Here is a 24,386-nt window from a genome sequence, read left to right on the forward strand (position 1 = left end):
GAGTGCGGAACGGGATTTACTGGGCAGCTAGCTGGGCGATCTGCTCGGCGCTCAGCACGCCGTCGTACGTGCGGACGTCATCCACGGTCCCCGGCCAGTAGCCGGTGAAGACGCCCGCGGCCTTCGTCCGGCCCAGTTGCAGCGGGCCGGTCGCGTTCCAGGTGCTCAGGTGGGGTGTGACGGTGGTGGCCGACAGCCGGCCGTTGATGTAGACGCGCAGCTCGCCGGCCAGCGCGTCGTACACGCCGGCGACGTGCGTCCACTCCAGCGGGTTCGGGATGGCGTCGGAGCGGGTCCGTACGAGGGCGGCGGTGTCGGTGTCGGCGGCGGACATGCCGAGCGTCCACCTGCCCTGCTCCTTGTCGAAGCCGAGCTGGAACCCGGCGGCCCGCCCGCCGGGCTGCGCCACCGCCGCGGTGTCACGGGCAGGCAGGTAGTCGAGCTGCGTCCAGGCGGCCACGGTGAAGCCGGACCTGGTGTTGACGGCGGGGCCGCTCGTCTGGGCGAAGCCGTTCACGCCGTCCAGCGCGAGCGCCCCGTCCAGCCAGCCGGGCGTCCAGGAGGCGGCTCCGGAGAGCGTCGCGGCGCTCGACCGGCCCGAGGAGTCGGCCGCCGACGTGCCGGACTCCTCGTCCAGCGTCCAGTGGCCCACCAGCGTGGCAGCGCTGTTGACCAGATCGGCGACCTCGTCGGCGAACATCGCGCGGCCGTAGGCGCGCACCTCGTCGACGTCCCCGGTCCAGGGGTCCGAAGCCGCCCCGCCGGCCTTTCCGCGGCCGATCGTCAGGGGGCCTGTGGCGTTCCATGGTGCGGTGACGGTGGCGGTGCCCTCCTGCCTGCCGTTCACGTAGAGCGTGATCTGGCGGGTCGCCGAGTCGTAGACGCCGGCCAGGTGGGTCCACTCGTTCAGGCGCGGCGCGGCGGCCGACAGGGCGCGCACGACGGGCGCGCCGTCGGTGTCCGAGCCGGTCAGGCTCAGCGCCCACCGGTCGTCGGCCTTCGAGTACTGCAGGGCGAACGCGCCCGTCCTGCCGCCCTCCTGGGTGACGGCGGTGGCCGAGGCGGCGTTGCCGGTCAGGCGGGCCCAGGCGGTGACGGTGAAGTTGCGGCTGGTGTCGATGACGGGGCCGCCGGTCTGGGCGTAGGAGCCGGCCAGCTTGAGCGCGGAGCCGGTCTTGCCCGTCGTCCACGTGGCACCGCTGAGCGTGGCCGGGTGCGCGCCGGCGGCGTCGGCGGCCGTGGTGCCCTGGCCCTCGTCCATCGGCCAGTGGCCGCTGGCGGGCTTGCCCGAGTTGACGTTGAAGACGTAGGTCCTGATCGGGCCGAGCTGGCCCGCGCGGTCCTTGCTGCGCACGGACAGCACGTTCGGGCCGTCGTGGCGCGGGGTCAGCGCGATCGTGGCCGTGCCGTCCTGGCCGGGGGCGACCTCCGTCTTCGGCGTGGAGTCCAGGCCCCACAGGTACGCGGCCACGTCGGTGACGCCGTTCGGGCCGAAGGAGAACGTGCCGGGCAGGCCGACGCCGTCGCTCCAGCCGTTCTCGGTGAACTGCGGCGAGGAGACCTCCGGCTCCCTGCCGGGCGCGGTGGCGTCCACGGTGGCCTCGCACCAGGGGCTCCACGCGCTGGTGGCCTTGCCGTCCTCGGCCCGGACCCGCCAGCGGATCAGCGCGCCGTCGGCGTACAGGGTCTGCGGGATCGTGGCGGAGAAGGCGGTGCCGGTGGAGCCGAGCGGGGTGACGTACTCGCCGGTCTTGACGCCCGCGGCGTTGTACCACTCGAAGCGGCCCTTGACCGAGTTGTCGGTGTCCTTCAGCTTGGCCCACAGCTTGGGCGTGGCCGAGCTGATGATCGGGCGACCGTCACCGGAGACGCACGGGCCGCCCGGGTCCGACCACACGTCGGCGGCCACCGGGGTGGACGGCACCGAGTTGTACTCGATGACCAAGCTCGGGTTGTTCTTGAACTTCTTCCACGCGTAGACGTCGGTCTCGCTGGTGGCTCTCAGGCCGATGGTGACGTTGGCCCAGCTCTTGGCGGCGGCGTTGACGACCTGCGGCGTGACGTCGAACTCGACGCCGCCGGGCAGGCAGCTCGCGCCCCAGCCCTTGGCCACGTTCTTGGTGTCGAGCAGCGTCACCCAGGAGGGCTGGTTGTTCCAGGTGGTGGACTTGCTGATGGAGTTGGTGGCCCACGCCTCCACCTTGCGGGCGCTGCACGAGTACGACCACGTCTCGTACGTGCGCAGCGTCGCCTTGATGATCTGCTTGCCGTGGATGGTGGAGCCGGTGTTCATCTGGAAGAACGAGCGGTTCTTCTGAGACTCGACGTGGCCGACCCGGGCGACGTCGCTGGAGTTGAGGTAGTTGGAGTTGGGCCAGTTGCTCCAGACGGCGGTCCACGCGTTGCGGGCGGCCGAGAAGTACGGGTCGAGGTAGACGGGGAACTCGGTCTTCGCGTCCGTCAGCATCTTCCTGTCGGGCTTGAGCCGCAGCTGCCTGCCCTTGAGCTGCACGCCCATGGTGGCCTCGCGGGCCTCGGGCGAGCGGCCCTCCTTGAGCGCCTTCGGGCTCGTGATGCCCTCGGAGTCCCACATCTTCGGGGTGGGGGCGACGAACAGCGTGCCGCCGTTGTCGTCGGTGGCCTCCAGGTTGCCCGCCTGGTCGGCCTCCAGCTTCACGCCCTCGGCCGAGAGCGGGTAGGTCAGCTCGGTCAGGCTCGCGGCGGCGGCCCGCGACTTGACGACGAGCAGGTGCGAGAAGCCGTCCACGTCGGCGGTGACCTGGAGGTCCACGCCGGGCATGACCTCGGCGTACGTGGCGGTGTCGCCGCTCAGCGTGGGCTTGGGCAGCGGGCCGGTCCAGCCGAGCTCCATCGACTTGCCGCCGCGCGAGAGCCGGGCCAGCGGGGCGTCGCCGCCGCCGGAGAACGCGAGCCCGACCGCGGCGGCCACCGGCTCCACCGCGCCGTCGGGGCGCAGGCGCAGCGTGGTGTCCACGGGGACCCACCGGCCTTCCTTGCGCACCCGGATGGGCCGGACGTTCAGCTCCATCTTGAGGGTGCCGTCGGGCTGCGCGAAGACCGTGCGGGTCTCGCTGCGCATCGACTCCACCTCGACCGGTTGCCCGGCGTGACGGGCGGCGGCGACCGCGGCCCGCTCGCTTTCCGGCTGGGCGGCCGCGGGCCGCTCCGGTTCGTCCTGGGCTGCCACTGGTTGTGGGGCCGTCAAAGCTGTGATAGATAACGCCGCCGCGACCAGTCCTTGCACTACCCGCATACGTGCCTCGCCCATGCCGAGCAGGGATTACGCTCGGGACGGAGGCCGCCCGGCGCGTCTCCACGATCTTCGATTGACGATCGGATTCTCACCTCCGCCCCGGCACGCGTCCATAGTTCTGGTCATTCTGCTCAAAGATTTCTTCATGACCGCACTATGAGCGGAAGTTTCCGTCAGACCTCGGTCGGCAGCGGCCAGGCGGCCGGATTGACCCGCTTGACGATCTCGTTCAGCACGATCCGCACGTACGGCTCGCCCACCCACAGGTGCTTGGCGCCCTCGACCCCGATGACCTCCGCCTGCGGCACCCTGGCGAAGCGGGCCCGGGCCTCCTCAGGGCGCAGGTAGTCGTCGAACTCCGGCACCAGCACCGTCAGCGGCCGGCCGAACTCCGCCCAGGCGTCGAGGTCGGCGTCGGTGGCCCTGTGCAGCGGCGGCGACAGCAGGATCGCGCCCTCCACCAGCGGGTCGTGCGCCCACTTCAGCGTCAGCTCGGTGCCGAACGACCAGCCGACCACCCACACGCGGGGCAGGTCGTGGTACTCGGCGTACTCCAGCGCGGCGGCCACGTCGTACCGCTCGCCCTCGCCGCCGTCGAACGCCCCCTGCGAGGTGCCGCGCTCGGAGGAGGTGCCGCGGGTGTTGAAGCGCAGCACGGCCAGGTCGGCCAGCGCGGGCAGCCGGTTGGCGGCCTTCTTGTAGACGTGGCTGTCCATGAACCCGCCGTGGGTGGGCAGCGGGTGCAGCGTCACCAGCGTCGCGACGGGGGGCCGGTCGGCGGGCTGGGCCAGCTCGCCGACCAGGGTCAGGCCGTCGGCCGTGTGCAGCTCGATCGGCTCCCGCTGGGCGGGCAGCACCGTGGCCGCGCGAATCTCCACCGATAGGTCCCTTCAGTAGCGGGTGCGGCCCGGGCCGCGGTCGAGTCTCTTACGCCAGCAGGTCTGGTGCCAGTGGCGGCGCTCCTCGTCGCCCCCCGGCCAGTTCGGCCAGGCCACGAGGTGCGGCTGCCCGCTGCGGATCTCCTGGTCGCAGCCGGGGCACCGGTAGTTCTTCGTGGAGGAGGCGCCGGTGAGCATGCGCACCTTCCACTCCCCGTCGGGCCACTCCTCCACCTTGTCGAGGCCGGTCGGGAAGCCGAAAGGGCGGGAGGACTCCCTCCGGCGGGCGCGGCGAGGGCTCATCGGCGACAGAGCCCGCTCATGCCCGTACCTGCCACACTCACCCTTGGGAACGCCATGCGTCCAGTTTTCCAGAGGCACTAAGGTGGACGGTCATGCGGCTGGTCATCGCGCGATGCAGCGTGGATTACGTTGGACGGCTCACGGCTCACCTGCCGATGGCGCCGAGGCTCGTCCTGATCAAGGCGGACGGCAGCGTGAGCATTCACGCCGACGACCGCGCCTTCAAGCCGCTCAACTGGATGAATCCGCCGTGCAAGCTCAAGGAGGACGGCGAGACCTGGACGGTCACCCACGGCAAGACCGGCGAGAAGCTGGTCCTGACCATGGCGGAGATCCTCCACGACTCCAGTCACGAGCTGGGGGTCGACCCCGGGCTGATCAAGGACGGCGTGGAGGCCCACCTCCAGGAGCTGCTCGCCGAGCACATCACGACGCTGGGCGAGGGCTACTCGCTGATCCGGCGCGAGTACATGACGGCGATCGGCCCCGTCGACATCCTGTGCCGCGACTCCAAGGGCGCGACGGTGGCGGTGGAGATCAAGCGGCGCGGTGAGATCGACGGCGTCGAGCAGCTCACGCGTTACCTGGAGCTGCTCAACCGCGACCCGCTGCTGTCGCCCGTGCGCGGCGTCTTCGCCGCTCAGGAGATCAAGCCGCAGGCCCGGGTGCTGGCCACCGACCGCGGCATCGACTGCGTGACGCTCGACTACGACGCCCTGCGCGGCATCGAGCCGGAGAACCCCACCCTCTTCTAGCCGCCTCCCCTGGGCGAGGCGGCCCTTTCACGCTCCCACATTCCTATATTGACAGGTCGCTGCTGGACGTTTTACGTTCGACCTATCAATATTGGAGGATCGATGGCACAGCCCTACTACCTCAGCGGCAATCTGGCCCCCGTCCCCGACGAGATCGACGCCCACGACCTGGCCGTCACCGGCGAGCTGCCCGCCGAGCTCACCGGCCGCTACTTCCGCAACGGCCCCAACCCCCGCCCCGGCGAGGACCCCGGCCACTGGTTCACCGGCCACGGGATGCTGCACGGCGTGCGCCTGCGCGACGGCCGCGCCGAGTGGTACCGCAACCGGTGGGTGCGCACGAAGAAGTTCACCGACGACGCCCCGTTCGTCGGCGAGGGCGGCGTCGACCTGGCCGCCGTCTCCGCCAACACGCACGTCGTCCGGCACTCCGGCCGCATCCTGGCGCTGGTCGAGAACGGCTTCCCGTACGAGGTGACGCCCGAGCTCGACACCGTCGGCCCGGTCGACTTCGGCGGCCGGCTCACCACCGCGATGACCGCCCACCCCAAGGAGGACCCGGTCACCGGCGAGCTGCACTTCTTCGGCTACGGCTTCTTCCCGCCCTACCTCACCTACCACCGGCTCTCGGCGGCCGGCGAGCTGGTGGAGAGCAGGCGGATCGACGTGCCGGGCTCGACGATGATGCACGACTTCGCCGTCACCGAGCACCACCTCCTCTGGCTCGACCTGCCCATGGTGTTCCGCCTGGAGCGCGGCGGCATGCCGTACGCGTGGGAGGACGACTACGGCGCCAGGATCGGCGTGACGCCCAGGGCGGGCGGCCCGACCCGCTGGTTCGAGGTGGACCCCTGCTACGTCTTCCACGTCGGCAACGCCTGGGAGGACGCTGACGGGCGCATCGTCCTCAACGCGGCCCGGTACACCCGCGACCGCTTCACGGCGCTCTGGGGCCGCATCGGCGGCGCCGAGGACCCCGCCGTGTCCGCCGCCGCGTCGGGGGTCGCGGTGCTGCACCGGTGGACGCTCGATCCGGCCACGGGCGTGGTGAAGGAGGAGGCGCTGGACGACCGCGGCGTGGAGTTCCCGACGTTCAACGAGAGCCTGCTCGGGCGGCGCAGCCGCTACCTCTACACGGTGGCCGACGACGGCGTGGTCAAGTACGACCAGCGCGACGGCGACTCCCAGGTCAGGAAGACCGGGGGCGACACGGGCGAGGCGGTGTTCGTGCCGGCCGAGGGGGCGACCGGCGAGGACGAGGGGTGGCTGCTGTCCGTGGTGACCAGGGGCGACGCCTCGGAGCTGCTGGTCCTGGACGCCCGCGACCTGTCGGACGTGGCCTCGGTGCGGCTGCCGCGCCGCGTGCCGGCCGGCTTCCACGGGTCCTGGCTGGGCGAGGAGTGAGCGGGATGCCGATCAGAGCGGCCCGGTGGGAGCACGAGGCGGAGGCGATCGGCGACGCGCTGGCCAGGGCCTTCCACGACGATCCGGTGATCAGATGGCTCCTGCCCGAGCCCGAGGGCACCGCCGCCATGTTCGTCGCGCTGGCCCGGCACATGCACGCCATCACCGACGTCGCCGGTGACGTCTCCGGGGTGGCGGTGTGGGATCCGCCCGGTCACCGGCCCGACGAGGAAGTCGGCATCCCTGGCCTGGTCGCCGCGATGGGGGACCGGGTCACGTACGGGATGACGCTTGAGGAGACGATGGCCCGCCACCGGCCCGAGCAGCCGCACTGGTACCTGGCGCAGCTCGGCACGGTGCCCGAGCTGCAGGGCACGGGCGTCGGCGGCGCGCTCCTGCGCGCGGGGCCGGCCCGCTGCGACGGGCCCGTCTACCTGGAGAGCAGCAAGGAGTCGAACGTCCCCTTCTACGAGAAGCACGGCTTCCAGGTCACCGAGCGCTTCACGCTGCCCGGCGGGCCGCCGGTCTGGGGGATGTGGCGACCTGCCCTCTGATCCTGGTAAGTGACGCCTTACCGGATTATGGTGACGCCATGACGACGCTGACGTTCGACTCCATCAACCCGGCGACCGGCGAGATCGTCGGCAGTCACCCGAAGCAGACCCCCGACGCCGTGCACGAGGCGGTGGGCCGGGCGGAGGAGGCCGCCGCCTGGTGGGCCGCCCTCGGCCCGGCCGAGCGCCGGCGGCGGCTGCTCGACTACAAGGCGGTCCTCGCCCAGCACCTCAAGGAGCTGACCACGCTCGTCCACCAGGAGACGGGCAAGCCGGTGGGCGACGCCACGCTGGAGCTCGTGCTCACCCTCACGCACCTCGACTGGGCCGCGCGCAACGCCCAGAAGGTGCTCGGCCGCCGCCGCGTGGCCACCGGCATGATCGGCCTCAACCTGGCCGCCACGCTGGAGTACCTGCCCCTCGGCGTCGTCGCCGCCATCGGCCCGTGGAACTATCCGGTCTTCACCCCCATGGGCTCCATCGCGTACGCGCTGGCGGCCGGCAACGCGGTCGTGTTCAAGCCCAGCGAGCTGACCCCGGGCGTCGGCGTGCGGCTGGCCGAGCTCTTCCGCGAGTCGGTGCCCGAGCACCCCGTGTTCCAGACGGTGACGGGGCTGGGCGAGACCGGCGCGGCGCTGGCGGGCGACCCCCGCGTGAAGAAGGTGGCCTTCACCGGCTCCACCGCCACGGCCAAGCGCGTCATGGCCGCCTGCGCCGAGAACCTGACGCCGATCGTGGCCGAGTGCGGCGGCAAGGACGCGTTCATCGTGGACGCCGACGCCGACCTCAAGGCCGCCGCCGACGCCTGCCTGTGGGGCGCGATGGCCAACGCCGGGCAGACGTGCGCCGGCGTCGAGCGGGTCTACGTCGTCGACGCCGTCTATGAAAGTTTCATCCGCGAGCTGTCCGAGCGGGTGACGAAGGTGAAGGCCGGCGAGCACTACGGGCCGATCACCATGCCGGGTCAGGTGGACGTCATCAAGCGGCACATCGACGACGCCACCAAGTCGGGCCGGGTGATCGCCGGCGGGCCCGAGTCGGTGCGGGCGCCGTACGTCGACCCGGTGATCGTCGAGGACGTGCCCGAGGACTCCCCCGCCGTGCGGGAGGAGACGTTCGGCCCGACCATCACCGTGCGCCGCACCCGCGACGCCCAGGAGGCGTTGTCGCTGGCCAACGCGTCGGCGTACGGGCTGGGCGGCACCATCTTCAGCAGGAACGCGCGCCGCGCGACGGAGCTGGCGCGCCTCATGCGCAGCGGGATGACCGCGATCAACTCCGTCATCTCCTTCGCCGGGGTGCCCGCGCTGCCGTTCGGCGGGGTCGGCGATTCGGGGTTCGGCCGGATCCACGGGGCCGACGGCCTGCGCGAGTTCGCCCGGCCCAAGGCCATCGCCCGGCAGCGGTTCGCGATGTCCGGGATGAACCTCACCTCGTTCAATCGAGGGCCCGCGGAGCTTGAGCGACTGGTCAGACTCGTCACGTTCTTGCACGGACGACGTAAAAGATAATCTTCTTACCCTTTCCCTTAACGGATCATCCGTCCATAATTGTGTGCTCTGGGGGCCACGATCATGTTGGACGGGTGGAATGTGAACCGGTCTTACCGGGGAATGTCGGCTGAGCAAAGGCTGGCAGACAGACGCGAGCGGCTGATGACGGCCGCGTACACGCTATACGCGAAGCCGGGTTTCACGGCGACGACCATCGAAAGGCTGTGCTCGGAGGCGCGGATCTCCAACCGCGCCTTCTACGAATGTTTCGGCGGGCGGGAGGAGCTCCTCCAGGCCCTGCACGAGCGCTGCGTCGAGGAAAGCCTGGCGGTCGTCGCCAAGGCGGTGGCGGAGGCCCCCCAGACGCTTGACGGAAGAGTCAAGGCCGGGATTCGCGCCTATATCGAATTCACAACGGCCGACTGGCGGCGGGCACGCATCATGCATGTCGAGGTGCGCAGGTCGGGAGACGTCCTGACACTCTCCCGTCAGCGCGCCGTGTCCTCGTTCGCGAGGTTGGTCGAGGAGGCGTCCGCCGATTTTCCGCTGGGCAGCGACTTGAATCGCCGCCTGGTCGCACTCGGAGTAATTGGGGCGTTACAAGAGTTGCTCATCGAATGGCTGCTCGCCGATGACCAGCCGGACATCGACGAACTCGTGGCGGTCGCCGTCCACATCTTCAACCGCAGCCTCGGCACCGCCTGAACGCGTTATCCACCGGCCATTCATCGGGCGTTTAGCAGAGTCGGCCGGCCGAAAACTACATTTTGTCTAAGCAGGGAAAGAGCGGGTGCCGGCTGATCGTCACCCGCTCCGATATGTCACCTCAGGCCACCGCGGCCGCCGGAGCCTCCACGTGCAGCACCCGATTCAGCCGGGTCACCGCGAGTATCCGCATGATCCTCGGTGGCACCCCCCGAAGAACGAGGCGGCGCTCGACGCTCAGCGCGCGCCGGTGCGCCCCCACGAGCACGCCGAGGCCGGTGGCGTCGATCATCTCCAGCTTGGAGAGATCGAGGATCAGGTCGCCCTCGCCCGCGTCGAGCGCTTTGTGCAGGCGCTCACGCACCGGCGCCGACGTGCCGGCGTCGAGCCGGGCCCCGATCCGTACCACCTGGGCACCCGGATTGCCCCGGACGCGCATGCCACCTCCTTGCTCGCGCACGTACGCACGTACCTACTCCCCTACCCACCAGGCCGGCTCTTCTACATCCCGGGGGACTTTCCCGCATCCCAGGGGGCTTTCCTACGCTCCCGGGGGCTTTCCTCCATGCCGGGCGGGCTCTCCTACACGCCGGGCAGGCTTTCCTACATGCCGGGCAGGGGCAGCGCCACGACGGCGGCGAGCACGAAGTGCCCGTCGGGGGCCGGGCCCGCCCGCAGTTCGCCGCCCACGGCGGCCAGCCGCTCGCCCATGCCCGCCAGGCCGCTGCCCAGGTCGGCCGCCTGCCGGCGGGCCGCCCCGTCGTTGCGCACGCGCAGCTCCGCCTCCCGCTCCGTGAAGCGGATGGTGATCTCGCAGAACGACGCGTCGCTGTGCTTCAGCACGTTCGTCACCGCCTCGCGTACCGCGTAGGCGAACACCGGCGCCACGCCGGCCGGCAGCTCACGGTAGGGCAGGCGCACCTCGCAGCGGACCCCGGCCGCTTCGAGCACACCTTTCACGCTATTCACCTCAGCGGCCAAGTCAAGCTCGCGGTAGCCGCGCACGGCCTGCCGCAGGTCCTTGAGCGCCTTCCTGGTCAGGCCGTTCACCTCGGCCATCTCGGCCTTGGCGGCGGCCGCGTCCACGTCCGACAGGCGCACGGCCAGCTCCGTCTTCACCGCGATCGCCGAGAGCTGGTGGCCCACGAGGTCGTGCAGGTCCCTGGCGAAGCGCAGCCGCTCCTCGGCCAGCGCCAGCTTCGTGTGCGCCTCACGTCCCTGGTGCACCTGCTCCGCCAGCGTCCAGATCCACACCCACAGCCGGTTGGACGGCGGCATCACCGCGCACATCACCCCGAACATCAGCGCGTTGACGAACAGCACCTCCTCGAACGTCAGGTGCAGCCCGACGGTGAACAGGTTGTCCCGCCAGGTCACGGCCGCCGCCGCGACGCTCACCAGCCACGTGCCGGCCGAGATGAGCAGCGAGGTGCGCCGCGGCAGGTTCAGCGTGGCGATGGACAGCCAGGCCATGAGGATGAACCCCCAGGCCGTCAGGTCCGGCCCGCCCACGAGGGCCGCGGTCAGCGCGAGGACCGCCGCCACCACCACCAGCCGGGTGGGGTGACGACGGTCCAGGATCGCCCGGATGATGCGCGGGCACAACCACGTGAACAGGGCCGCGGGGACGACCGCGAGCGCGGTGCGCCACCAGCTCAGCAGCCCCGCGTCGAGCCGGGAAGCGGCGCAGACGACGATGACCAGCCAGGTGGCGGCGATCCCCGAGACCAGGACGTGCCTGGTGTATCGCCGCGCCTGCTCGATCTCGTCCATCTACCGGCTGCGCAACACTTCGCCGAACTTCAGCCTGGCCCCCGTCCGCAGCACGGCCCGCTCGTACACCGTGGAGCCGATCTTCAGCACCACCACCACGGCCAGCGCCATCGCCAGCATGGACAGCCCGACCTGCCACATGGGGACCTCGGTCGCGGCCATGCGCACCGGCATGACCATGGAGGAGAACGGCGGCACGTACGACAGCACCGTGGCCAGCGTGCCCGTGGGCTCGTTGGTGACGTAGAACGACACGAAGTACGTCACCATGATCATCATGGTGAGCGGGGTCAGGACCGTGTTCACCTCCTCCTGGCGGGAGACCAGCGAGGCGAACGCCGCCGACAGCGTGGCGAAGAAGGCGTAACCGAGCACGAACCACACCAGCACCGCGACCACCAGGCCCACCATCCCCGGCGGGAAGTCGGCGGCCAGGCCGGAGACCGACGAAGCGGCCAGGCCGATGACCAGGATCGTGCCCAGGTTGATCAGGCCGACCACGCCCAGCCCGAGGATCTTGCCGCCGAGGAGCTGCCACGGCCGCACGGCGGCCAGCAGGATCTCCACGATCCGGCTACCCTTCTCCTCGACCACCCCCATGGCCACCATCACGATCTGCCCCATGAGCAGCATGAACAGCAGCAGCACGAGCACGGTGGCGATGCCCTGGCGGGCCTCCTGGTACCGGGCGTCGGCGCCCACCGACTGCATCTCCAGCGGCGGGATGGCCACCCCCGCGGCGCCCAGCTTGAACTCCCGGTTGACGCTCTGCAGCAGCACCCCGAGCTCGGTGTTGATCTCCCCGTCGGTGAGCACCCTGGCGTTGTCGACCAGCACCGCGTCCACGTCGCCGGCGAGCACGGCCCGCTTCGCCGCCGCCTCGTCGGCGAACTTGCGCCACTCGAACTCGATGTCCGGGGCGGCGGCGTGCAGCGGCAGCTGCTGCGAGTTGACCAGCCCCAGCTTGTACGAGTCGCCCCCGCCCATGATCTTGGGCAGGAAGGACACCGCCCCGACCAGCAGGGCCGTGACGAGCAGGCCGATCACGAACGCCCTGGTCCTGACCTGCGTGCTGACCTCGCGCCTGGCCACCAGTAGCAAACCGTTCACGCCACGGCCTCCTTGAAGATCTCGGTGAGGGTCGGCTGCTCGACACCGAAGTGCTCGACGTGGCCGGCCTTCATGGCGCGGCGCAGGATCTCCTGGTCGTCGCCCTCATCCGTCAGCAGGACCTGCCGGGAACCGCTCACGCTCACCGTGCCCGGCAGGCCGTCGGCCCAGCCCGGAGCCGGATCGCGGACGACCACGCGCAGCGTGCCGCTCTCGGCCGCACGCAGGTCGGCCACGGTCCCGGAGGCCACCATGCGGCCCGCCGAGACGATGCCCACCGAGTCGCACAGCCGCTCCACCAGTTCGAGCTGATGACTGGAGAAGATCACCGGCACGCCGCCCCTGCACCGCTCCTGCAGCGCCGTGGCCAGCGCGTCCACCGCGATCGGGTCCAGGCCAGAGAACGGCTCGTCGAGGATCAGCACCTCCGGGTCGTGCACCAGCGCCACGGCGAGCTGCACGCGCTGCTGGTTGCCCAGCGACAGCGCCTGCACCGCGTCGCCCCTGCGCTCGGTCAGCCCGAGCCGCTCCAGCAGGTCGTCGGTCGCCTTCTTCGCCGCCGGCGCGCTCAACCCGTGCAGGCGCCCGAAGTACTCGATCTGCTCGGCGACCCGCATCTTCTGGTACAGGCCGCGCTCCTCCGGCATGTACCCGAACCGCTGCCGGTCGTCGTAACCCAGCGGCCTGCCCTGCCAGCTCACCGAGCCGGAGTCCGCCTGCAGCACGCCCATCACGATGCGCATCGTCGTGGTCTTGCCCGCGCCGTTCGCACCCACGAACCCGAACATCTCACCCGGACGCACCGTGAAACTGATCCCATCGAGGGCGACCTTGCCGCCGGGGGCGCCGGGACCGCCCGCGAAACGCTTGCGCAGCTCGCTGATCTCGAGCATCAGGTCATCTCCTTCGTCATGGGTCAATAGTGGCTTCAGTCTGGTTCGCCCAGGTAGTCGCGGAAATCACCGCCCCGATGTGGACCCTGCGGAGGAATCCGATGACATTTGTCACCCCCGCACCGGGACCGCGGCCGGCCGCTTCACTACCCTGAAGCCATGACACGCGCCGACAAAGACAAACCCGTCGTTCTCTCCCACATCTACACCCGTGCGGGCGACGACGGCACCACGGCGCTGGTCGACATGAGCCGCACCACCAAGACCGACCCCCGGCTCGCCGCCTACGCCGACGTCGAGGAAGCCAACGCCCACCTCGGCCTCGCCCTCTCCCACGGCACCTTCCCCACCGCCCTCGCCGACGTCCTCGCCCGCATCCAGAACGAACTCTTCGACGTCGGCGCCGACCTCGCCACCCCCGTCATCCCCAACCCCGAATTCCCACCACTGCGGGTGGAACAGGGCTACATCGACCGCCTCGAAGAGCAGATCGACCGCTTCAACGCCGACCTCAAACCGCTGCGCAGCTTCATCCTCCCCGGCGGCGACCCCGCCACCGCCGCCCTCCACGTGGCCCGCGTCACGGTCCGCCGCGCCGAACGTACGGCGTGGGCGGCCCTGGAGGTACACGAGGACATGAACCCGCTGACGGCCAAATACCTCAACCGCCTCTCGGACCTGCTGTTCGTCGCCTGCCGCGTGGCCCACAACGGCAACGAACCCCTCTGGAAACCCGGCGCCACCCGCTGACCCTCCGGCCCCGGCCCGCCTCTGACCGCGACCTTAGTACGCCGCTTCGGCACGCCACGTGGCTGTAAGGGAACAACACGGTGCTTTTCGGTTTCCGGTTCGATGACGTGGTATGCCCATTCCTGGCGAAGTCCGCGGTCAGCTTGCAGCGCGGTTCGCGGTGTTGCTGCCGCATCTGAACGAGCGTAAAACGGCGGGTCTGTACGGTCACTGGTGTAACTCCTGATCAAGGAGAACGCACCTGATGAGTACTGTGATCCAGGCATCGACGGAGATCGACCTGGAGGACGCCGGCGTGGCCCGCAAGCAGTCCAAGGAGAGCAAGGCCAAGGATTCGGATCGGGAGCTGGTGGCCCAGCTGGTCGACCAGGCCCGCGCCGAGGGCGTGGAACTGGTGGGGGAGAACGGGCTGCTCGGCCGGCTGACCAAGCTGGTGCTGGAGTCCGCGCTGGAAGGCGAGATCACTGACCATCTCGGCTATGACAAGCACGAACGCGGTGCAAGCGAGACAGGCAACAACCGCAACGGCTCCCGCTCCAAGACCGTCATCACCGACGTCGGGCCGGTCGAGATCAGCGTGCCGCGTGATCGGGACGGCAGCTTCGAGCCGAAGATCGTGCGCAAGCGGCAGCGGCGGCTGTCCGGCGTGGATGAGATGGTCATCTCGCTGGCCGCCAAGGGCCTGACCACCGGGGAGATCTCCGCCCATCTGGCCGAGGTGTATGGGGCGCAGGTGTCCAAGCAGACCATCTCCACCATCACCGACAAGGTGCTGGACGGGATGGCCGAGTGGCAAAACCGGCCGCTCGACCCCGTCTACCCGGTCTTGTTTATCGATGCCATCCACGTGAAGCTGCGGGCTCTGTCGCAGATTGCGTGATCCTCGATTCGTCGGTCTTGTTGCGGGTTCCACGAAGGAATAATGATCTTCGTGTCTTGCGCAGTGGATTGACGTTCTGCTCCCGCACCTGACGGTGCTGACCGTGGAGGATGCCAAGCGCGAAGGCGGGATAGTGAGTATTCGTGCTCGGGTAAGCGGGATGCGAGCGGCGTGCACGAGCTGTGGCGGGGTATCGGCTCGGGTTCACGGCAGGTACGTGCGCCGGCTCAAGGACGCCGTGGTGGGTGGTGCCTGCGTGATCATCGAGTTGGTGGTCAGGCGTTTTCGCTGTGTGAGCGTCACGTGTCCGGTGAAGACGTTCGCCGAGCAGGTGCCGGGCCTGACCCGGCCGCATGCGCGCTTCACCGACGCCCTGCAGCAGCTGTTGGCATCGATAGGGATGGAGCTGGCGGGCCGGGCCGGCGTTCGCCTGGCAGCCTCGCTGGGTCTGCAAGTGGGCCGCGACACCCTGCTGCGTCGCGTCAGGGCCTTGCCTGAGCAGCCGATCGGACACGTGCGGGTGCTGGGTGTCGATGACTTCGCCACACGTAAGGGTCACCGCTACGGCACGATCATGGTGGATCTCGAAACCCGCAGGGTCGTGGACATGATCGACGGCAGGGACGGAGACTCTCTGGCAGCGTGGCTGCGTGAGCACTCGTTACCGGAGGTGATCTGCCGAGATCGAGCAGGCGGCTACGCTGACGGGGCACGCCAAGGCGCACCCGACGCAGTGCAAGTGGCAGACCGGTTCCATCTGTGGCAGAACCTCGGCCAGGCCGTGGAGAAGGACGTCGCCACCGTCCGCCACGACCTCGCAGCAGCGCTGGCCGCCGCGGCCGCAGCCACCTGCACCGCCGAACCACCACCCGTGATGCACCACCGCGAGCTCAAAGTCGTCACCCGACTGCGTCGACATCACGCCGCCGTGCATGAGCTGCTGAAACAAGGTCTCAGCAAGGCGGCCATCGGCCGAGAGCTCGGCCTGCACCCCGCAACCGTCCGCAAGCTGGCCAACGCCGCCGAGGTCGACACCGTGATCGCCATGAGTCAAAACCGTGCCAGCATCCTGGACGGATACCACGAACACCTGCACCGCCGCTGGAACGAGGGCATTCGAAACGCTGCCCAGCTCACCCGGGAGATCACCACGTTCGGATACTCCGGCACCGAGCAACAAGTGCAACGCTACCTACGGCGCTTTCGCACCGGTGCCGGTCAGATCGCCATCCCCGCCCCCAGGCCGCCTTCGGGCCGCGACATCACCCGCTGGATCATGTCCAACCCCGACAACCTGAGCTCCGACGATGCCGGTCAGTTGCGAACCCTTCGCAAACGCAGCCGCGCTCTGAACCGGCTGGCCCGGCATGTCCAGGACTTCGCCCTCATGATGACCCAGCTCCACGGCCACCAGCTCGACGCCTGGATCTCCGCGGCCGAAAAGGACTCATTCACCGCGCTCGCTTCCTTCGCCCGCAACCTCCGCCGGGATCTCAATGCTGTCCGCAACGGCCTGACACTGCCTCACAGCTCCGGCCCTGTCGAAGGGCACGTCAATCGCGTCAAGATGCTCAAACGCCAAATGTTCGGCCGCGCGAAACTCGACCTGCTACGCAAACGCACCCTGCGTTCCGCCTAGATCACGCAATCTGCGACAGAGCCAAGCTGCGCGAGGGTCAGGTCGCCAACCGGCCGATCTACGTGGCGCTGGCGGTGACGGTGGATGGCGAGCGCGACATCCTTGGGCTGTGGGCCGGCGACGGCGGCGAGGGCGCCAAGTTCTGGCTGCACGTGCTGACCGAGATCAAGAATCGTGGGGTGGCCGATGCGCTGATGGTGGTATGCGACGGTCTCAAGGGCTTGCCGCAGGCCATCGAGCAGGTCTGGCCCCAGGCGGTCGTCCAGACGTGCGTGGTGCACCTGCTGCGTGCGTCGTTCCGGTATGCCGCCCGCCAGCACTGGGATGCCATCGCCAAGGCGCTCAAGCCGGTCTACACCGCGCCTACGGAGGCCGCTGCGCTGGAGCGCTTCTTGGAGTTCGCCGAGATCTGGGGCGGGAAGTATCCGGCGATCGTGAAGTTGTGGGAGGACGCCTGGGCCGAGTTCGTGCCCTTCCTCAACTTCGACACCGAGATCCGCCGCGTCATCTGCTCGACCAACGCCATCGAGTCGGTCAACGCCCGCATCCGGCGGGCGGTCAAGGCCCGCGGCCACTTCCCCAACGAGCAGGCAGCGCTCAAGTGCGTCTACATGGCGATCATGAGCCTGGACCCGACCGGCAAGGGCCGCAAGCGCTGGATCACCCGCTGGAAAGCCGCGCTGAACGCCTTCGCCATCACCTTCGAAGGCCGCCTGACCCCGACCGCCCGCTAATCAAACAAGATCGAGATACACCACTGACTGGACACACCCCCTCTACGCGCGGCTCCAGGCCGTCGCCACGAACCGCCGTACACGGCGCCGGACTCCGCCGCACACCTCCTCACCGACGCGGCGCATGTCCGGCGCGCGCCGCCAACGCGAGTCCCGCCAGCTCCGCCCACCACCGATGGCCGCCCGTGCCCGCCGCCCAACGTCGCCGCTCAAGGTCGCCGCTCAAGGTCGCCGCTCAGCCGCCGTACACGGCGCCGGACTCCGCCGCACACCTCCTCACCGACGCGGCGCAGGTTGCGCGCCGGCGCGTGACTTGCTCGCTTCGCAACGCAGCCCGCGCACCCGCACCTCACAACGCGGCCCAGCCCGCGCGCGCTTCGCAACGCAGCCCGCATCCTCGCACCTCACAACGCGGCCCAGGCCCGCTCGCACTTCGCCACGCAGCGCGCGCCACTTGCTCGCCTTACGACGCCGCCCGGGCCGCCCGGGCCGCCCGCTCGCTCCGTAAGGCAGCCTGCACCGCCACGACCAGGGACGGGCCACCGTAAGCGCACGCCTCGTGCCCGCCAGGCAGGGCCGCCCGCAAGCGCACGTCCTCACACCCGCGAGGACAGGACCAGCCGCAAGCGCACGTCCGGCACACCAGCCAGGCCAGAGCGCGGAGGCTAGGCGACGTCCAGATAAGCGCTGGGTGGGGCGGATTCCAGCCATGCCAGGAACCCGGTCATCGCGTCGGCGCTCATCGCCAGCGAAACCCCGCGCGTGCTCCCCGTGCAGTCCACCGCGAACAATCCACCGTCGATCTCGCGGCGGGCGGATACGACAAGGCCGCGTCTCGCGATTGCGTGACGCGGCCTGAGTCGGATGCCGAGCAGCGGGATCCAGTGGAGCTCCCCGTCGGCGTAGCGGGCTACCCCGCTCTGCCACCCGCGGTCTCCGACGCGCAGGCGACAGGGGACGCTGCCGCGGGAGCGGGCGAGCGTCACCCCGCGCAGCACGATGAGGGCGGCCAGCAGCACTACGAGAATCACAACCGTCGCCACCATGCCGCCCCCCTGAACGTTTCTTGCTATGTATTAAACCTCTTCGCCCGCCGCGCGCAGCCGGGCCCTGGCACGCTTGGCCTCGATTGCCGCGTCGGCGTCTTCCTGGTTGGCCTCGATCGAGGCCTGAGCCCGGTCGAGTGCGTCGCGCGCAGCCGCGACGTCGACCTCGGAGCCGAGCTCGGCCACTTCGGCGAGGACGGAGACTTCGTCGTCGGCGACGGAGATGAACCCTCCGTGCACCGCCGCCACCAGCTCCGGCTCGCCTTCCCGCTTCACGCGCAGCACGCCGCCCTCGACGAGAACGCCGAGCACAGGTGCGTGTTGCGGCATAATACCGATCTCGCCGTCCACGGTCTTGGCAATCACCATGTCGGCTTCGCCCGACCAGATCTCACGCTCGGGTGAGACAACCCCTACGCGTAGCTTCGCCACTTGTGTAGGTTCCTTTCCGATCAGGTGGTGGTACGGGAGATCAGCCCCGTACCACCACCGTGGGGGCGATTAGCGACGCTCGAGTTCCTTGGCCTTGGCGATGGCCTGCTCGATGCCACCGACCATGAAGAACGCCTGCTCGGGCAGGTGGTCGTACTCACCCGCGCAGAGGCCCTTGAACGAGGCGATGGTCTCGTCGAGCGGCACGGTCTCGCCGGGCTGGCCGGTGAAGGCCTCGGCCGCGTACATCGGGTGCGACAGGAAGCGCTCGATGCGGCGGGCTCGCTGGACGGTGACCTTGTCCTCTTCGGAGAGCTCGTCGATACCGAGGATGGCGATGATGTCCTGGAGCTCGCGGTACTTCTGCAGGATCCGCTTGGTCTCCTGGGCCACCCGGTAGTGCTCCTCGCCGACGATCTGCGGGTCGAGGATGCGGGAGGAGGAGTCGAGCGGGTCCACCGCGGGGTAGATGCCCTTCTCCGAGATCGGCCGCGACAGCACGGTCTGCGCGTCGAGGTGCGCGAACGCGTTGTGCGGGGCCGGGTCGGTGATGTCGTCGGCGGGCACGTAGATCGCCTGCATGGAGGTGATCGAGTGACCGCGCGTCGAGGTGATGCGCTCCTGGAGCACGCCCATCTCGTCGGCCAGCGTGGGCTGGTAACCCACGGCGGACGGCATGCGGCCGAGCAGGGTGGAGACCTCGGAGCCGGCCTGCGTGAAGCGGAAGATGTTGTCGATGAACAGCAGCACGTCCTGCTTCTGCACGTCGCGGAAGTACTCCGCCATCGTCAGCGCCGACAGGGCGACCCGGAGGCGGGTGCCCGGCGGCTCGTCCATCTGGCCGAAGACGAGCGCGGTGTCCTTGAGGACGTCCGCCTCCTCCATCTCCAGCCAGAGGTCGTTGCCCTCACGGGTGCGCTCGCCGACGCCGGCGAAGCACGACGTACCACCGAAGTTGCGGGCGACGCGGCGGATCATCTCCTGGATGAGGACCGTCTTGCCCACGCCGGCGCCGCCGAACAGGCCGATCTTGCCACCCTGCACGTACGGGGTGAGCAGGTCGATGACCTTGATGCCGGTGACGAGCAGCTCGGTGCGGGACTCGAGCTGGTCGAAGGCCGGCGACGGCCGGTGGATGCCCCACCGCTCGGTGATCTTGAGCGAGGAGGTGGGGACGTCGAGGGTCTCGCCGAGCGCGTTCCACACGTGGCCCTTGACGACGTCGCCGACGGGCACCGAGATCGGCGCGCCGGTGTCGGTGACCGCCTGGCCGCGGACCAGGCCGTCGGTGGGCTGCATGGAGATGGCGCGGACGAGGTTGTCGCCCAGGTGCTGGGCGACCTCGAGCGTCAGGGTCTTGGTCTCGCCGCCGAGGGTCACCTCGACCTTGAGCGCGTTATAGATGTCGGGCATCGCCTCGACGGGGAACTCCACGTCGACGACGGCGCCGGTGACACGTGCCACGCGGCCAGTGCCGGCCGCGGGGGTTTCTACAGTTTCAACAGCCTCTGCAGTCATTTCACTCTTTCCCCGCTGCGGCGTCAGCGAGCGCGTTGGCGCCACCGACGATCTCGCTGATTTCCTGGGTGATCTCGGCCTGGCGAGCCTGGTTCATCTGCTGGGTGAGCACCCGCATCAGCTCGTTGGCGTTGTCGGTCGCGGACTTCATCGCGCGCCGCCGCGCGGCCTCCTCGGAGGCCGCGGACTGGAGCAGCGCGGTGAAGATGCGCGACTCCACGTAGCGCGGCAGCAGCGACTCCAGTACGTCTCCGGCGGTCGGCTCGAACTCGAAGTACGGCGGGATCGCGGTGGACTCCGTCGCCTCGGTCTCTTCGACCTCCAGCGGCAGGACCCGCTTGACCACGACGTTCTGGGTGAGCATCGAGACGAACTCGGTCGAGACGATGTGGATCTCGTCGATCCCGTTCTCGTCCTTGAACGAGTCGATGAGCACGCCCGCGATCTCCTTGGCGTCGGCGTAGGCCGGCTTCCGCGAGAATCCGACCCAGCTGCCGCCCATCTCCCGGTTGCGGAAGGTGTGCCAGGTGACACCCTTGCGCCCGGTGACGAACGGCACCACGGTCATCCCGCGGCTCTCCAGCAGCCCGCGCAGGGCCTCGGCCTCGCGCAGCACGTTGGCGTTGAAGCCGCCGCAGAAGCCGCTGTCGCTGGTGACGATGAGGACGCCCGCCTTGGCGGGGTTCTCCTTCGCCACGGTCAGCGGATGGTCGACGCTGGCCGCGTTGCTGACGACGCCGGTGACGGCGCGCGTGATCTCGCGCTCGTACGGCAGCGCCGCCTGCATCCGCTGCTGCGCCCTCACGATCCGTGAAGAGGCGATGAGCTCCTGGGCGCGCGTGATCTTCGCGGTCGACTTGACCGAGTTGATCCGCCGCCGCAGCAGCCTTAGCTGGGCACCCATGTCCTACTTCTCCGCCGCCGGACGGACGACCTTCTTGATCTTCTCCTGGCCGACCTCGTCGGCCCCCAGCGGCGCCACCGGCTCGTCCTTGACCAGCAGCTCACCCGAGGAGGTGGTGAAGCCCTTCTTGAACTCCGTGATGGCGTCCTTCAGAGCGGTCACCGCGTCGTCGGACAGGTCGCGGGTCTCGCGGATGCCGTCGAGGATCCCCTTGTGCGAGGACTGGAGGTAGTCGAGGAACTCCTGCTCGAAGCGGCGGATGTCCTCGACCGGCACCTCGTCGAGCTCGCCGGTGGTGCCGGACCACACCGACACGACCTGCTTCTCGACGGGGAACGGAGAGTACTGGGGCTGCTTGAGCAGCTCGACCAGCCGCTGACCGCGCTCGAGCTGGGCGCGGGAGGCGGCGTCGAGGTCGGAGGCGAACGCGGCGAACGCCTCCAGGTCGCGGTACTGCGACAGCGACAGCTTCAGCGTACCGGCGACCTTGCGCATGGCCTTGACCTGCGCGGAGCCGCCGACTCGGGAGACGGAGATACCGACGTTGATGGCCGGACGGACACCCGCGTTGAACAGGTCCGTCTCCAGGAAGCACTGGCCGTCGGTGATGGAGATGACGTTGGTCGGGATGAACGCCGACACGTCGTTGCCCTTGGTCTCGATGACCGGCAGGCCCGTCATCGAGCCACCGCCCATGTCGTCGGAGAGCTTGGCGCAGCGCTCCAGCAGCCGGGAGTGGAGGTAGAAGACGTCGCCGGGGAAGGCCTCGCGGCCCGGCGGGCGACGCAGCAGCAGGGACACGGCGCGGTAGGCGTCGGCCTGCTTGGTCAGGTCGTCGAAGATGATCAGGACGTGCTTGCCCTGGTACATCCAGTGCTGGCCGATGGCCGAGCCGGTGTAGGGGGCAAGGTACTTGTAGCCGGCCGGGTCGGAGGCGGGGGCGGCGACGATGGTGGTGTACTCCAGCGCGCCTGCCTCCTCGAGGCGGGCCTTCACCTGCGCGATCGTCGAGCCCTTCTGGCCGATGGCGACGTAGACGCAGCGGACCTGCTGCTCGGGGTCGCCGGAGAGCCAGCCCTCGCGCTGGTTGAGGATGGTGTCCACGGCGATGGCCGTCTTGCCCGTGCCACGGTCACCGATGATCAGCTGGCGCTGGCCGCGGCCGATCGGCGTCATGGCGTCGATCGCCTTGATGCCGGTCTGCAGCGGCTGCTTCACCGGCTGCCGCTGAACGACGGTGGGGGCCTGCAGCTCGAGGGCACGCGTGCCCTCGGCCTCGATGGCGCCCTTGCCGTCGAGCGGGTTGCCCAGGGGGTCGACCACGCGGCCGAGGAAGTTGTCGCCGACGGGCACGGACAGGACCTCGCCCGTCCGGCGGACCGTCTGGCCTTCCTCGATGCCGCTGAACTCGCCCAGGATAACGGCACCGATCTCGCGCGTGTCGAGGTTCAGTGCCAGGCCGCGCGTGCCGTTCTCGAACTCGAGCAGCTCGTTCGCCATCGCCGAGGGAAGGCCGGAGACATGGGCGATGCCGTCGCCGGCGTCGACGACGGTCCCGATCTCCTCGCGCGCGGCGCCTTCCGGTTCGTACGCCTGGACGAAGCGCTCAAGCGCGTCCCGGATCTCGTCCGGCCGGATCGTAAGCTCCGCCATCTCTACTCTGTCTCCCTCTATCGCCTAGCCGGCCAACCGGCGGCGGACTTCTTCGATTCGTCCCACAATGGTGGTGTCGATGATCTCGTCGCCGATGCGGACCGAGAACCCACCGAGCACTCGCTTGTCCACCTCGACATTCAGGTGCACGTCACGCCCGTAGGAGGTGCGCAGCCAGGCTGCGAGGCGCTCCTTCTGCGCCGCGGTCAGCTCGACCGCGCTGCGCACCACCGCCACGAGGCGCTGGCGCTGCTGCGCCACGAGATGACCGACCTCTTCCAGGCCGCTTTCCAGGCTACGCCCACGCGGGTGCACCACCAGCTGCGTGATCAGGCGCAGGCTGGACGGGGCGACCTTGCCCTCGAGCAGGTTGCGCAGCAGTTCGCGCTTGCCCTCCTCGGGGGCGGCCGCGTCGGCGAGCGCGCGGCGCAGCTCGGGGTTGGCGGCGACGATGCGGCCGAAGCGGAAGAGCTCGTCCTCCACCTCGTCGAGCCTGTTCTGGCTCTCCGCCTCCGCCGCCGCTGCGACGACGCCGAGCCGTTCGAGCACGTCGGCCAGGTCGCCGGCCCGGGACCACCGGGCCGAGACCGCAGCCTCGGCGGTGGCCAGGGCCGCGGCGCTCACCTTGCCGTCGAGCAGCGAGCGCACGACGCCCGCCTTCTGCTCGGCCGCCCTGGCCGGGTCGGACAGGGCGCGGCGCAGGCCGTGCTCGCGGTCGAGCAGATCCGCGACCGCGAACAGCTCGTCGGAGAGCGCACCGAGGTCGGCACTACCGGCGACCGCGTTGAAGCGCTCTTCGACTCCGGCCAGCGAGGTCCTGCTCAAACCGCGCATCAGCGCACCGCCTGCGCGTTGGAGCTCTCCAGCTCGTCGAGGAACCGGTCCACGATCCGGCTCTGGCGGGCCTCGTCCTCGAGGGACTCGCCGACGATGCGGCCTGCCAGCTCGGTCGACAGGCGACCGATCTCGGTGCGGAGCTGGGCGAAGGCCGCCTGGCGGTCGGCCTCGATCTGCGCGTGCGCGGCCTCGACGAGGCGGCGGGCCTCGGCCTGCGCCTCCTCGCGAAGCTCGGCCTTGATCTGCGCGGCCTGCTCGCGAGCTTCCTCGCGCAGCCTGGCCGCGTCGCGACGGGCCTCTTCGAGCTGCTCGGAGTAGCGCCGCTGCAGGGCCTGAGCCTCCGCCTGGGCCTCCTCCGCCCTCTTGATGCCGCCCTCGATCGCGTCGGTCCGCTCGGCCAGCGTCTTCTGGATACGCGGGACGAGCATCCTGCCGACGACGAAGAAGACGACGAGGAACGCGAAGATACCGACGACGAGCTCGTACGTGTGCGGGAAGAGGGGGTTGAACTCACCCTCCTCCGCCGCGAGGAGCGTAGCTGCCAGTTTCATTGGTGCAGCCTTTCGTCAGGGATTCTTCTGGTCTTTAGAGGTTCGAGAAGAGGAACGGCGCGACCAGACCGATCAGGGCGAGGGCCTCGGTGAGGACGAAGCCGAGGAGCATGTTCTGGCGGATCAGGCCGTACGCCTCCGGCTGACGGGCGATGGCCTGCACGCCCTGGCCGAAGATGATGCCGACGCCGATGCCGGGGCCGATGGCGGCGAGACCGTAACCGATGGCGGTGACGTTGCCGGAGACCTCAGCGAGAACGCTCATTACTGTTATTCCTTTACTGGACGGCCGGTGAAGCG

At 69.5% G+C, this 24,386-nt stretch carries 22 protein-coding genes and 2 pseudogenes; 9 read left to right on the top strand and 15 right to left on the bottom strand.

Going from position 1 to position 24,386, the window contains the following annotated elements; genetic code table 11:
- Positions 1-16 precede the first annotated feature (16 nt).
- The 3 genes from KIS93_RS51125 to KIS93_RS51135 form a co-directional block, all read right to left on the bottom strand.
- The gene (locus tag KIS93_RS51125; protein WP_230465542.1) at positions 17-3,208 is read right to left on the bottom strand and encodes a LamG-like jellyroll fold domain-containing protein; all 3,192 of its coding nucleotides are present in this window, start codon (positions 3,206-3,208) and stop codon (positions 17-19) included.
- 239 nt (positions 3,209-3,447) lie between these two features.
- Positions 3,448-4,152: an alpha/beta hydrolase gene (locus KIS93_RS51130; RefSeq protein ID WP_080042488.1), complete on the bottom strand. Its 705-nt coding sequence runs from the start codon at positions 4,150-4,152 to the stop codon at positions 3,448-3,450.
- Positions 4,153-4,164: 12 nt separating this feature from the next.
- Positions 4,165-4,455 (bottom strand): ATP/GTP-binding protein, encoded by a 291-nt coding sequence (locus tag KIS93_RS51135; RefSeq protein ID WP_080042489.1) that lies wholly within the window; start codon positions 4,453-4,455, stop codon positions 4,165-4,167.
- Positions 4,456-4,547: 92 nt separating this feature from the next.
- Here KIS93_RS51135 and nucS point away from each other — a divergent pair, with 92 nt between their 5' ends.
- From nucS to KIS93_RS51160, 5 genes are all read left to right on the top strand, one after another.
- Positions 4,548-5,210 (top strand): endonuclease NucS, encoded by a 663-nt coding sequence (gene nucS, locus KIS93_RS51140; RefSeq protein ID WP_080042490.1) that lies wholly within the window; start codon positions 4,548-4,550, stop codon positions 5,208-5,210.
- A gap of 102 nt (positions 5,211-5,312) precedes the next feature.
- Positions 5,313-6,614 carry a carotenoid oxygenase family protein gene (locus tag KIS93_RS51145; RefSeq protein WP_080042491.1) on the top strand — a complete coding sequence of 434 codons (1,302 nt, stop codon included), beginning with the start codon at positions 5,313-5,315 and terminating at the stop codon, positions 6,612-6,614.
- 5 nt (positions 6,615-6,619) lie between these two features.
- Positions 6,620-7,168 (top strand): GNAT family N-acetyltransferase, encoded by a 549-nt coding sequence (locus tag KIS93_RS51150; protein ID WP_080042492.1) that lies wholly within the window; start codon positions 6,620-6,622, stop codon positions 7,166-7,168.
- Positions 7,169-7,206: 38 nt separating this feature from the next.
- A complete protein-coding gene (locus tag KIS93_RS51155) occupies positions 7,207-8,679 on the top strand; it encodes an aldehyde dehydrogenase family protein (RefSeq protein ID WP_080042493.1) in 1,473 nt (490 codons plus the stop codon).
- A 144-nt stretch (positions 8,680-8,823) separates the two neighbouring features.
- Positions 8,824-9,366: a TetR/AcrR family transcriptional regulator gene (locus KIS93_RS51160; protein WP_230465543.1), complete on the top strand. Its 543-nt coding sequence runs from the start codon at positions 8,824-8,826 to the stop codon at positions 9,364-9,366.
- Between the two features lie 121 nt (positions 9,367-9,487).
- Here the strand turns inward: KIS93_RS51160 and KIS93_RS51165 are convergent, their stop codons facing one another.
- The 4 genes from KIS93_RS51165 to KIS93_RS51180 all read right to left on the bottom strand — a co-directional run bounded on the left by KIS93_RS51165 (position 9,488) and on the right by KIS93_RS51180 (position 13,142).
- Positions 9,488-9,805: an STAS domain-containing protein gene (locus tag KIS93_RS51165; RefSeq protein WP_080042495.1), complete on the bottom strand. Its 318-nt coding sequence runs from the start codon at positions 9,803-9,805 to the stop codon at positions 9,488-9,490.
- Positions 9,806-9,969: 164 nt separating this feature from the next.
- Positions 9,970-11,139, bottom strand: coding sequence for a sensor histidine kinase (locus KIS93_RS51170; protein WP_080042496.1), 1,170 nt, complete (start codon positions 11,137-11,139; stop codon positions 9,970-9,972).
- The gene (locus KIS93_RS51175; RefSeq protein ID WP_080042497.1) at positions 11,140-12,249 is read right to left on the bottom strand and encodes an ABC transporter permease; all 1,110 of its coding nucleotides are present in this window, start codon (positions 12,247-12,249) and stop codon (positions 11,140-11,142) included.
- Positions 12,246-13,142 (bottom strand): ABC transporter ATP-binding protein, encoded by an 897-nt coding sequence (locus tag KIS93_RS51180; protein WP_080042498.1) that lies wholly within the window; start codon positions 13,140-13,142, stop codon positions 12,246-12,248. Before KIS93_RS51180 ends, KIS93_RS51175 begins: the two co-directional genes overlap by 4 nt.
- A gap of 159 nt (positions 13,143-13,301) precedes the next feature.
- Between KIS93_RS51180 and KIS93_RS51185 the strand changes: the two genes are divergently transcribed.
- From KIS93_RS51185 to KIS93_RS51200, 4 genes and pseudogenes are all read left to right on the top strand, one after another.
- On the top strand, positions 13,302-13,892 hold the full coding sequence (locus tag KIS93_RS51185) for a cob(I)yrinic acid a,c-diamide adenosyltransferase (protein ID WP_080042499.1): 591 nt from the start codon (positions 13,302-13,304) through the stop codon (positions 13,890-13,892).
- Positions 13,893-14,136: 244 nt separating this feature from the next.
- Positions 14,137-14,751 (top strand): annotated as a pseudogene (locus KIS93_RS51190) (IS256 family transposase); the annotation flags it as partial.
- A gap of 181 nt (positions 14,752-14,932) precedes the next feature.
- Positions 14,933-16,411 carry an ISL3 family transposase gene (locus KIS93_RS51195; RefSeq protein ID WP_230466492.1) on the top strand — a complete coding sequence of 493 codons (1,479 nt, stop codon included), beginning with the start codon at positions 14,933-14,935 and terminating at the stop codon, positions 16,409-16,411.
- Positions 16,372-17,145, top strand: a pseudogene (locus tag KIS93_RS51200) (IS256 family transposase); the annotation flags it as partial. The gene KIS93_RS51195 and the pseudogene KIS93_RS51200, both read left to right, overlap by 40 nt.
- A 665-nt stretch (positions 17,146-17,810) precedes the next feature.
- On the opposite strand, the gene KIS93_RS51205 reads toward KIS93_RS51200, so the two are convergent.
- From KIS93_RS51205 to atpE, 8 genes are all read right to left on the bottom strand, one after another.
- The gene (locus KIS93_RS51205; RefSeq protein WP_080042500.1) at positions 17,811-18,191 is read right to left on the bottom strand and encodes a DUF2550 domain-containing protein; all 381 of its coding nucleotides are present in this window, start codon (positions 18,189-18,191) and stop codon (positions 17,811-17,813) included.
- Between the two features lie 30 nt (positions 18,192-18,221).
- Positions 18,222-18,623 (bottom strand): F0F1 ATP synthase subunit epsilon, encoded by a 402-nt coding sequence (locus tag KIS93_RS51210; RefSeq protein ID WP_080042501.1) that lies wholly within the window; start codon positions 18,621-18,623, stop codon positions 18,222-18,224.
- 69 nt (positions 18,624-18,692) lie between these two features.
- Positions 18,693-20,141: a F0F1 ATP synthase subunit beta gene (atpD, locus tag KIS93_RS51215; protein ID WP_080042502.1), complete on the bottom strand. Its 1,449-nt coding sequence runs from the start codon at positions 20,139-20,141 to the stop codon at positions 18,693-18,695.
- Between the two features lies 1 nt (position 20,142).
- The gene (locus KIS93_RS51220) at positions 20,143-21,045 is read right to left on the bottom strand and encodes a F0F1 ATP synthase subunit gamma (RefSeq protein ID WP_080042503.1); all 903 of its coding nucleotides are present in this window, start codon (positions 21,043-21,045) and stop codon (positions 20,143-20,145) included.
- Positions 21,046-21,048: 3 nt separating this feature from the next.
- Positions 21,049-22,698 carry a F0F1 ATP synthase subunit alpha gene (gene atpA / locus KIS93_RS51225; RefSeq protein WP_080042504.1) on the bottom strand — a complete coding sequence of 550 codons (1,650 nt, stop codon included), beginning with the start codon at positions 22,696-22,698 and terminating at the stop codon, positions 21,049-21,051.
- A gap of 24 nt (positions 22,699-22,722) precedes the next feature.
- The gene (locus KIS93_RS51230) at positions 22,723-23,532 is read right to left on the bottom strand and encodes a F0F1 ATP synthase subunit delta (protein ID WP_080042505.1); all 810 of its coding nucleotides are present in this window, start codon (positions 23,530-23,532) and stop codon (positions 22,723-22,725) included.
- Positions 23,532-24,086: a F0F1 ATP synthase subunit B gene (locus KIS93_RS51235; protein ID WP_080042506.1), complete on the bottom strand. Its 555-nt coding sequence runs from the start codon at positions 24,084-24,086 to the stop codon at positions 23,532-23,534. Before KIS93_RS51235 ends, KIS93_RS51230 begins: the two co-directional genes overlap by 1 nt.
- A gap of 34 nt (positions 24,087-24,120) precedes the next feature.
- On the bottom strand, positions 24,121-24,351 hold the full coding sequence (gene atpE / locus KIS93_RS51240) for an ATP synthase F0 subunit C (RefSeq protein ID WP_080042507.1): 231 nt from the start codon (positions 24,349-24,351) through the stop codon (positions 24,121-24,123).
- Positions 24,352-24,386: the final 35 nt, after the last annotated feature.

Source organism: [Actinomadura] parvosata subsp. kistnae (assembly GCF_900323885.1).
GTDB classification, from domain to species: Bacteria; Actinomycetota; Actinomycetes; order Streptosporangiales; family Streptosporangiaceae; genus Nonomuraea; species Nonomuraea composti.